This is a genomic window from Bacteroides sp. OF04-15BH, assembly GCF_003477995.1.
In the GTDB taxonomy this organism is placed as follows: Bacteria; Bacteroidota; Bacteroidia; order Bacteroidales; family Bacteroidaceae; genus Paraprevotella.
The window spans coordinates 32241-40273 of the sequence record NZ_QUEM01000033.1; the positions used below are offsets into that span (position 1 = coordinate 32241).

The window sequence follows — 8033 nt, forward strand, 5'->3', positions numbered from 1 at the left end:
CGATGCTCCTGTTGGCCGGCTTGGGATTGGTTCAGCCGGCCGTACAGGCCCAGCAGAATGTGTGGAATCCCGATAACGGCGACGGCACCTTTACCAATCCGTTGCTTTGGGGCGACTGGCCGGATCCCGATGTAATCCGTGTGGGAGATGATTTTTATATGGTGTCCACCAGCATGCACTATGTGCCGGGATGTCCGATTCTGCATTCCAAAGATCTGGTGAACTGGGAAATGGTCGGTTATGCCGTGGACTGCTATGATGAAGATCCCCGTTATGATATGCAGGGAGGAAACCTTTATCTGAACGGTTCGTGGGCAGCCAGTATGCGCTATCATAACGGCAAATACTATGTGGCTTTCTGCACCCCGTATGGATGGGGACGTGAAAAAGGAAATTTCTGCATGTGTATTGCCGACCGTCCAGAAGGGCCTTGGGAGCGTGTGATTTTCCCCGAATATATGTACGACCCCGGATTGCTTTTCGATGACGACGGACGTGTCTTTGTCGTGCATGGTCAGGGCACTCTGTATGTCACCGAGCTGACCCCCGATGCCCGAGCCGTGAAATCCGAACCACGCCAGATATGGTCCGGCGGATTCAAAAACGCTCATGAGCTGGGAGGAGGCTTTGGCATGGAAGGAGCGCACGCCTACAAGATAAACGGCAAATACTATATCACCTGTCCGGCAGGCGGCACGGAAGGTTGGCAGATCTGTCTGCGCTCGGATGATATCTACGGACCGTATGAGCACCATCTCATCATGAACGACAGCATTTCCTATCCGCCCAACGGACTGCATCAGGGAGGAATGGTGCAGCTGAAGAACGGCGACTGGTGGTTTGTCATCATGCAGGACCGCGGACCGATAGGACGTGTGCCCAATCTGGTGCCCGTGACCTGGAAAGACGGTTGGCCGATTTTGGGTCATGAAGGCAAAGATGCGGTGACTTACGTCAAGCCCGAGGTGGGCAAACGCTCGCGGGTGATTTCTCCGGCCACGACGGATGAATTTAACAGCCGTACACTCGGTCTGCAATGGCAGTGGAACCACAATCCCGACCCGAAACGGATTATTGCATCAGGAGATCCAGAATCTTGGCATACTCCTTATCCTTGTTGTATTTCTGCTTGTAATCTGCAATCCAACGTTCCACTTCTTCAATGTTCTTGCCCTGAACCACGTAGTCGGTCAGCACTCTGAACAGCACGGCATCCAGCTGTGCATCCTTGAATGTGGCTACAGCCAGTTTGTAGGTATCTTCCACGGTAGTAGGCAGGAATTTTCCCAAACCGGCATCCCGGTCGGCCGATTTCTTGGCTTTTTTGTACACCATGTATTTCACCAGGAAATCCACGTAAGGAGCACATCTCAAAGAAGCCTCGTCCGTGCGTGTCTGATAATTGTCCAGCAGAGTCCAGTAATCACCGATTCCCTGTTCGCTGATCGGTTTCTGTCTCATAGAGGCATAAAGGTCCGGATAGTATATCTGTGATTCGCCTACAAGGGCATCCAGAGTCGCTTCTACATAATTGATGAATGCTTCAGAGAATTTCTTTTTGTTCTCATTCAGCATTTTTCTTGCTTCTTCGGCATATTTCTTTGCGGCGGCGATTCGGTCGGCCGGTTTGTGGTCAAGAACCACGCAGGCATTCAGTGAAGTCTTGAAATGTACTGACAGGCGGTAGCGGTAGAGATCCCAAAGGAACTGGTTCTGGTCTACGGCTCTTTCACTGCCGCTGAACAGAATGGTTTCGGCCAGTCTGTCGCCATAAGTGATGTCGGCATGCAGGCTGTCACCCGGTTCGAGGAAGAATTCCAGTTCCTGACCGTTCACTCTGAAGGTGACGATTTTATCGGTATCGAATGTCAGAAGATGTTCTTCTCCCGGGTTTCGGTGGAACTCCCCCCTGATTTCAGGAGTCTGTGGACAGTCCAGATAAATCATGTCCCGCTTGAAGTTATTGACTACACACGATAATGCTGTGTGCTTTTCTTTTCCCTTACCCTGCACCTGAGGTAATAACGCAGCAGAGAACAGAATGAAAACGATGATTTTTTTAAACATGGCTAATCTTGTATTACATAAAACAATATTTTCATCACTCGATTATGTGTTTGCCTATTTGCAAAGTTTATAAAGCCTATTTTTTTCTATATTTATTAATAAGTAATTTATTTTTTAAATATTGAGGCTAAATTTATCATTTGGATTATTTCGTTGTATATCAATTATTTGCTTGGATAAATTGTGTTGCCGGATAGGACTCTGTTACTAAAACTGCTAATAACATCTTCCCTTTTTATCGAAAAACCGTGGCAAGTTATAAAAAAAGTGATAAAGTTACAATATGGTATCCTATAAATTTTTTAGTGTTTTATTATTATTGTGTTTCTTCTTTTCCGTCGGATTTTCGGGCCTGTTTTCTGCGTTTCTCTCTTGATATTCATAAATTATTACTTTTTCCGGCTGTGCATGTCTTTTGCACGAAAACCGTAGTCGGAAGAATCCTGTTTTTCGGACCGTGAGTATCGGGGTGAAAAATGATTGTGATCAATTGAAAATTTCGTGGTGATGACTTTTCGAAATCATCCTGATGAAATTTCGGAGCCCTGATATACGCAACAGGAGCTGTGCCATTTTCGTGCGACACAGCTCCTGCCTTTTGGAATTTATGTTTTGGGTTTATTTTTGTCTTTTGTACTTCAACATGAAGTTGCCCCGTTTCAGAATCAGACTGTCCTGAGTTACTTTCTCAATGTTCATCGTGTCTGTAAACTCGATGCTGACTCCGTTTCCGATACTTGTGCCTTGCAACAGCAGTTTTTTTCCGTCCTGCTTCCAGCTTTTGTATTGCAGGGTGGCCATGTTTACGGATGAGGCCTTTCCGTCTTTTTCAAGGGTTATTCCCTGTTCCATATTCTCCATGCCGGGTACCGGTTCCAGCCATGTGCCTTCCAGTTTTGCTTCATTCTTGCAGGAACTCAATCCGTAGACTACGGAAAGGCTGCAAATTCCGATTAAAAACAAGCGTTTCATTTTTCTTTTTCTTTTAGGTTAATGATTTTTATTATTTGGTATGTACCAGTATAATCTGCTGCAAATCCGTCCGGGTTGTGTTCAGCCTCCTTTACATACAGTTCCGCTTCAACGGGCGTGCCGTTCTTGATGCCCTGAGTCAGACTGTCGTATCGGGCATACAGTTGTCCGGTCCGGTCAATCACCCAATATTCTTTCTGAGAGTCCGCATCGCGGAACGAGCGGGTTTCGTGTGCCAGAGTCAGAGTGCCTTTAACGCGTTTGGGGTTGATGGTCTGCACGGGCGGCAGCAGGCTGTCGGTAATCAGAATGCTCTGTTCGTCAAAGAGTGGGGCGTCCTGACCGATTTCCACAAACAGAGCCAGCTCCGGATGGTTGGCATGAATCTCAAAATAGCGGATTCCACTGTTACCCACGCCCCATCCGTTGCAGGTAGCGGGGATAGGTTCTTCCTTGCTTTTGGCGAGATATGCCTCTTCATCCGCTCCTTTGGGATGCAGCACATATCTTTTCACTCCTTCGCGATGCGAGTCCACTTCCTGAAACTGGCAATCGGTCTGTTGTGTCCAGCTGGTGTCCGAAGGAAGGATATCCAGCAGATCCTCAATCTTCCCGTTCGGCAGATAAAACAGGCGCATCACCGTGCGTCCGCTTTGCGGCCTGTCCTGCCACACAATTTCGGCACCGGGGATGGCCGCGTTTGTCCGTACCTCAATCTGCGCATTCTTTTGTGCCCAGAATTTCAAACCGTTTTCTTCCACCTTCTCCCAGGTGAATCCCTCATAGGCTTCGCGCCCCGGATTTTCGGGAAATGTGGGTAACTTTTCTGTCTTCCCGCAACTGCAAAGAAGACATCCAAGGACCGTATATACTATCATCTTTTTCATACGCCTCTTTTTCTGAATTTTGTTTGGGAGCAGAATTTGTTCCGGAGCAAAAGTATGAAAAAAGCAAGACCGTGGTTTGTTGGGATGGAGAAAAAACGGAAAACGTTGATTTCAATCAAGATTTCTTTTTTCGGTTATTCGGGAGCAGAACCCGCATTATCCCTTGTTCTGTTTCCGGTAGGCGGAAGGCGACTGTCCCATGATCTTGCAGAACAGTCTGGAAAAGTAATAGCAGTCATCAATGCCTATTTTGTAGCACACCTGATTGATCCGGATATTGGTCGTGTCGAGTAGTTTGCAGGCATATTGGATTTTCAGCTGGTTGAAATAACTGATGGGAGAGTGCCCGGTGCGCTGGGTGAACAGAGCTGTAAAGTGCGAGGTGCTGTAGCCGCAGTGCTGTGCCATTTCCTCCACACTCATTTTCTTTCCGATGTTCTCTTTCATGAAATGGATGGTAGCTTCTATGAGATCTTTGGGGTCGGAACTGCCGTCTGCGCTCCGGTAAGGTTGCAGATAACATAGCGTTCCCATAAAGTAATGCAGGGCAGAGCAGGCATAGAGGATATTGTCCTTGCTGTATCCCATCTCCAGTGTATGAAAGATTTCCTCGAAAAGGCTGATGCGGCCGTTGATCCGTGAGTGGATGCTCGGTTTTATTTCGATGGGGACATAAAGGCGCTGCGCATAGTTTCCGGCCAGTGTCCCCTTGAAATGAATCCAATATAGTCCATGGTTCCTGGTCGTTGGCTCCGTAGCTGTGGCTGCTTCCGGCAGGAATGACAAAACATTGGTTTTTGCCGACTGTGTGTTTGACCTGATTCACCTGAAACCATCCTTTCCCCTCCACACAGTAAATCAAAATATATTGTGAGATGGGTTCCAGGCGCTCCCGAAAATGAAACTGCGCATGAGGGTAAAAGCCTATGTCGGTGATATACAGACTGCTGGCCAAGGGATTCTTTTCAATGTCCGAGATGACCGAGGCTGGGATTACCAGTGCTCTTTCTCCCGAAAAACCGTCTTTGCGTTTAATCATGATATGGTTATTCTATGGTTATTACAGTGCAAAGATATGCGTTTTATCTTATTAATCATAGAATAATCCATTATTTGCGTTTTAAAATCTATTGCAAACCCAACGGAATAGTCGTTGTTTTGCAACCGTAAAAAAGAATTATCCGAAAAAACAAGATGAAACTACAGCACTTACTGTTCGCTTCTATATTCAGTTTTTACTATTCTGCTGCCGGTGCACAGACAGTCATGCAATACGATTTGTCGGGCACCTGGCGTTTTCAGTTGGATCCGATGGGATTCGGAAAGACACCCGGTTCGGAACTTTATCAGGCCAAGTTGGCCGAAACCATTACGTTGCCGGGAAGTACCGATACCGGAGGAAAGGGAATACGTACCACCGCACGATATATTGACCGCCTGACTCGCCAGTTTGAATATTGCGGCATGGCCTGGTATCAGCGTGAGGTGGTGATCCCCGAAAACTGGGCCGGAAAAGTGATTCGGATGAATCTGGAGCGGTGTCATTGGGAAACGGGAGTCTATGTTGACGGAGAACTGGTGGCCTGGGATGAGCGCCTGAGCACCCCGAACCGTTTCGATCTGACCAAACAGCTCACTCCGGGTACGCATACCATAACCCTGTGCATCGACAACCGTCTGAAGTATCCTATGGATCATTGGAACCACGGTACCACCGAATATACCCAGACCAACTGGAACGGTGTGGTGGGAGAGATGATGCTCGAGGCCATCGAACCAGTCTATATCGGCGGAATGGATATTTATCCCGATATAAAGGACCGCAAGGCAGTGCTGAAAACCACCTTGATGAATGTCACGGGAAAGGGGACCGAAGGAACCCTGCATCTGGTGGTTCGCGAGAAACAGAGCGGAAAAACCGTGTATGAAACGCAGCAGAAAGTCGCTTTGGCGCAGCCCGAACAGCAGCAGGAGATGGAGTTGCCTATGGGCAAGAACATGAAATTGTGGGATGAGTTTCATCCTTTTCTCTATGAGGTGACCGCCCGTCTCACGGTGGGAGAGGCAGAACATGCGTGCAGCGAAACCTTTGGAATGCGTCAGGTAGAACAGGGCGCGCACCATATCCGTCTAAACGGCAGAGATATTCATCTGCGTGGAGCGTTGGACTGTGCCGCCTTCCCGCTGACCGGTTATCCGGCCACGGATGTCGCTTCGTGGAAGCGGATATTCCAGACCGTTAAAAGCTATGGATTGAATCACATACGTTTCCACTCCTGGTGCCCGCCCGAGGCTGCCTTTACGGCTGCCGACGAGGTTGGTCTGTATCTACAGGCAGAGTTGCCGATGTGGATCAAGGACGTGGGCAAAAGTCCCGAGCGGCGCGCATTCTTTGAAAATGAAATGCGAGCCATTTTGCGGGAATACGGCAATCATCCGTCTTTCCTGTTGTATTGCAACGGTAATGAGAATGAGGGTGATTTTGCGGTGCTCGAGGATCTGATCCGCAAGGGACAGAGTCTGGACAACCGTCATCTGTATTCCGCTTCCACCGCCAGAACGCATGTGGCTTCCGATCAGTTCTATGTGTCTCACGTAACCCAAAAGGGAGGAATCACCGTTTACGAAGGTATTCCGTCTACGATGTGGGACAAGCGCAAGGAGCACGATATCGACGTTCCGGCCATTGCCCATGAGTCCGGCCAGCGTTGTATGTATCCGAACTTTCAGGAGATGAAAAAATATACAGGCGTACTCCAGCCCCGTAACTTTGAGGTCTATCGCGAGCGCCTGGCCCGCAACGGCATGTTGCATCAGGCAGATGATTTCTTCCGGGCAACAGGAGCGCATACGGTGCTCCAATATAAAGAGGTGAACGAGTCCTTGCTGCGCACCCCGAATTCAGCCGGTTTCCAGTTGTTGGGACTGTCCGACTTCCCGGGTCAGGGTTGTGCTTTTGTGGGAGTGCTCGATGCTTTCTGGGAGAGCAAGGGACTGGTAAGTCCGGAAAAATTCCGCGAATCCTGTGCGCCGGTGGTGCTTCTGGCCCGTTTCCCGAAACGCGCATATACCAATGCGGAAAAACTCGAGGTGCAGTTTGACCTTTATCAATATGGGGCGCAGGATATGCGTCCGTCCAAGCTGAAATGGGATCTCCAGACCGAGAGCGGAGCGTCCTATCAGCAGGGTAGTTTCCGGACCCCGGCAGTCGATGTGGCTTCGGTGGACTCCTTAGGAAAGATTACCATTGATTTGAGCAAAGTGGAGCAGCCCACCCGGATGGTCCTGAAAGCACAGCTGGCCGACAGCGTGCGTAACGAATGGAATTTCTGGGTGTATCCTCAGACTCAGCCGGAGGTTGAGGGGGATTATGTTTATGCCACAGAATATAACGATCAGGTGCGTGAGGCCTTGAAGAACGGCAAGCGCGTTCTTCTGGTGACCGATAAGGTGGCCGGCCGGAAGACACATTTCGCCAGCCATTTCTGGAATCCGATCATGTTCAATTGGGATCCGATGATTGTGGGCACCCTGATTCAGGACCGTCATCCGCTTTTCCGGAATTTCCCCACTCAGGCATGGGCCGACTGGCAGTGGTGGGATATTCTGAATTACGGCAGAGCGGTAGATCTTACGGAGCTCAGAAATCTGACTCCTCTGGTACAGAGTATAGACACATATGAGTATAATCAAAAGTTAGGTATTGTATTTGAAGCGAAGGTCGGTAGCGGACGCTTGTTGTCCCTTTGTCTGGATGCGGTCAGCCGTATTCAGGAGCGTCCGGCTACTCAGGCCTTGATTCATGCAGCCCGTACCTATGTGGCCGATGATTCTCTGTTTGCCCCGGCCGTGTCCTTACAGGCCTACGAGGTGGATGCCCTGTTCGGAAAGCAGTCTCTTCAGGAGAAAAGCCAGAAAGAGAGTGCAGCCGTGAAGCAGTTGCTGAATCAGTGACCGGCATAAATATTGATTGGAATCATATTTCTTGGAAAAAAGCATGTTTCATGCATACGGAAAAAAGCTTTCGTCTCTATCTTTGCTTAACCTAATGTTTAATGAATCTATTTTATCCTTAATTCCGCAACACTATTATAAAATATTTTTTTT

At 48.7% G+C, this 8033-nt stretch carries 4 protein-coding genes and 2 pseudogenes; 2 read left to right on the forward strand and 4 right to left on the reverse strand.

Features of this window, described 5'->3' with window-relative positions:
- Positions 1–2: 2 nt before the first annotated feature.
- Positions 3–1070: pseudogene (locus DXA74_RS13170) on the forward strand (family 43 glycosylhydrolase); the annotation flags it as partial.
- 1 nt (position 1071) lies between these two features.
- Here DXA74_RS13170 and DXA74_RS16935 read toward each other — a convergent pair.
- The 4 genes and pseudogenes from DXA74_RS16935 to DXA74_RS13185 form a co-directional block, all read right to left on the reverse strand.
- On the reverse strand, positions 1072–2067 hold the full coding sequence (locus tag DXA74_RS16935; protein ID WP_233550551.1) for a hypothetical protein: 996 nt from the start codon (positions 2065–2067) through the stop codon (positions 1072–1074).
- 618 nt (positions 2068–2685) lie between these two features.
- A complete protein-coding gene (locus DXA74_RS13175; protein WP_118528324.1) occupies positions 2686–3039 on the reverse strand; it encodes a lipocalin family protein in 354 nt (117 codons plus the stop codon).
- Positions 3036–3926 carry a hypothetical protein gene (locus DXA74_RS13180; protein WP_118528326.1) on the reverse strand — a complete coding sequence of 297 codons (891 nt, stop codon included), beginning with the start codon at positions 3924–3926 and terminating at the stop codon, positions 3036–3038. The genes DXA74_RS13175 and DXA74_RS13180 overlap by 4 nt, the downstream gene beginning before the upstream one ends.
- A gap of 156 nt (positions 3927–4082) precedes the next feature.
- Positions 4083–4965: pseudogene (locus DXA74_RS13185) on the reverse strand (AraC family transcriptional regulator).
- 155 nt (positions 4966–5120) lie between these two features.
- Here DXA74_RS13185 and DXA74_RS13190 point away from each other — a divergent pair.
- Entirely contained in the window at positions 5121–7880 is a 2760-nt protein-coding gene (locus DXA74_RS13190) for a sugar-binding domain-containing protein (RefSeq protein ID WP_118528328.1), read from the forward strand.
- Positions 7881–8033 lie beyond the last annotated feature (153 nt).

Coding starts and splice junctions, on each gene's coding strand:
- DXA74_RS16935 (WP_233550551.1), bottom strand. CDS start 2,067: ATGTTTAAAAAAATCATCGTTTTCATTCTGTTCTCTGCTGCGTTATTA.
- DXA74_RS13190 (WP_118528328.1), top strand. CDS start 5,121: ATGAAACTACAGCACTTACTGTTCGCTTCTATATTCAGTTTTTACTAT.
- DXA74_RS13180 (WP_118528326.1), bottom strand. CDS start 3,926: ATGAAAAAGATGATAGTATATACGGTCCTTGGATGTCTTCTTTGCAGT.
- DXA74_RS13175 (WP_118528324.1), bottom strand. CDS start 3,039: ATGAAACGCTTGTTTTTAATCGGAATTTGCAGCCTTTCCGTAGTCTAC.